The organism is Gracilibacillus thailandensis, from assembly GCF_010994055.1.
In the GTDB taxonomy this organism is placed as follows: Bacteria; Bacillota; Bacilli; order Bacillales; family Amphibacillaceae; genus Gracilibacillus; species Gracilibacillus lacisalsi.
In genome coordinates this window covers 1-1775 of record NZ_WJID01000104.1, presented here as the reverse complement: position 1 = coordinate 1775, position 1775 = coordinate 1, and the positions used below count along the sequence as shown (strand labels likewise).

The window sequence follows — 1775 nt, the reverse complement described above, 5'->3', positions numbered from 1 at the left end:
ATAAAGTGACATACAATGATAAATCTATTTCACCACGTTTACAGGTTGACAGAAATTACAATTTAACGATTGCAGAAAATAAAGTATACAGTGTGGATACAGATTATGGATTGATAAACTATCGATTTAATAATAATTCAAATTCAAGGTACGTTCAAACACTGTATTACGATAATCAAATTAGTGATGAGAAACGTGTCCATCTAGAGAAAAACAGGCAATTTCTAACTCATTTACAGACGTTTGCAGAGACTGGAAGAGTTAATATTATGTACACTGCAAGAGATGCTGGTGAAGTACTAGAAGGGTTTAAAAGGTTGGGAATCAATACTGAAGAGCCTTTCACTATAAATAATAAACCGACAAGATATAGAATTGATCCTTCTGGTGTTATTCATAAAGTTGATATTGAGAGCAAAGGAATGAGAGAGAAGGATTGGAGAAAGTTTGGACATGATGAAAACACCATTTTTATAATTCAAGGTAAAGAGTATAAAATGGACGAGAATGGTCGCCTTCCTTTGCCAGAAGATTATGTCCATAAACATGAGCAAGTACAAATTATTAATAAATAATGTTTAGTAACATAACATTCTAGCATCCTGAAATTTATATAGGGTGCTTTTTTTATTAGATCTACGGATTTATACTGGAAATGAATAAAATTCATCCTCTTATGGCTAAACACTATTCATTCCTTCGTTTATTTTATCGATCCACTTCTCCATAAGTCCATAGTAGTTTGGAATTCGTTGAAATATCTCAAAGGACAACTCTTCATTATAGGTTTGTACAGTCAAGTTGCGGTCATCTACCATTTTAAGTGCATCTACTGCTTCTTTATCATTAAATAAACCTACTTTCCGACAGTTACGAATCACACCCTTCGGTTATCCGATATCGAGCCCCTCTACATCATACAAATATTGTTTTGCAGCTTTCCAACTAGCTTCGAACGTAAATTCAAACCTTTGAATTGCAGCATCTTTCACTACGTCGGTCACTTCATGATAGGAAAGAATTCCACGAAGAGCAGTTAGTGCTTTATTAGCCATTTTAATTCTTTCATTTAGCCTTTCCATAATATGCCCTCTTTCCGCACTTTATCTATTATTTCCGTGCTTGCTTTTCGTAAATTAACTAGTGAAGATAATACAGAAAAATGACCTCCGCTCTATTTTTTCTTACTGTCTCTCTTTATTATAACTCCTACTATTCCAAGACCAATCATACAAAACAAAGATGATAGCAAAAATCAAGGGGTTAACTAAAATATCAGTTAGATTAAAGTTCTTTTGTGTCAATAAGTTCCAAAATCCAAACCAAATCCACCCGAGTATAATGATTAATACGAACATTCTTATTCTTGATTTTTTAAAGAATTTTAGCATCAAGTATTCCTCCGTGGAATAACTTATATTTACATATTCTTCTTTTATGATACTGTCTCAAGGACTAAACCTCATTTTTATATTCCCCTCCCTAACTTGCTCAATACAACAAAAGAATCGGAGAACATTATTCTTGATGATTAAGCCTGTTGTTAAAAACCGTGTAGTGCGGTATAATATTTAGTGAAAAGACATAACATATTAAAAACCGTAGACGCTGGAACGTCTACGGTTACAATAGACCGAACCCCGATAAGAGGGGCGGCACCTTCAGGAGATAATCCCTCAGAGCCTAGGCAAAAGCATATGAGGGGTTATCTTTTATTATTTTTGTCGGACATAATAAGGCTCTATACTAAATGTGGTGGTGCTTCCTGGAGTGAT

Annotated in this window: 1 protein-coding gene and 1 pseudogene; one reads left to right on the top strand and one right to left on the bottom strand. The window is 34.1% G+C overall.

Annotated elements, in window-relative coordinates:
• A partial coding sequence (locus GH715_RS20340) for a hypothetical protein (RefSeq protein ID WP_205601879.1) occupies nucleotides 1–575 on the top strand: 575 nt, incomplete at its 5' end.
• 105 nt (nucleotides 576–680) lie between these two features.
• Here the strand turns inward: GH715_RS20340 and GH715_RS21685 are convergent.
• A pseudogene (locus GH715_RS21685) lies at nucleotides 681–1055 on the bottom strand (HI0074 family nucleotidyltransferase substrate-binding subunit).
• Between the last annotated feature and the right edge of the window lie 720 nt (nucleotides 1056–1775).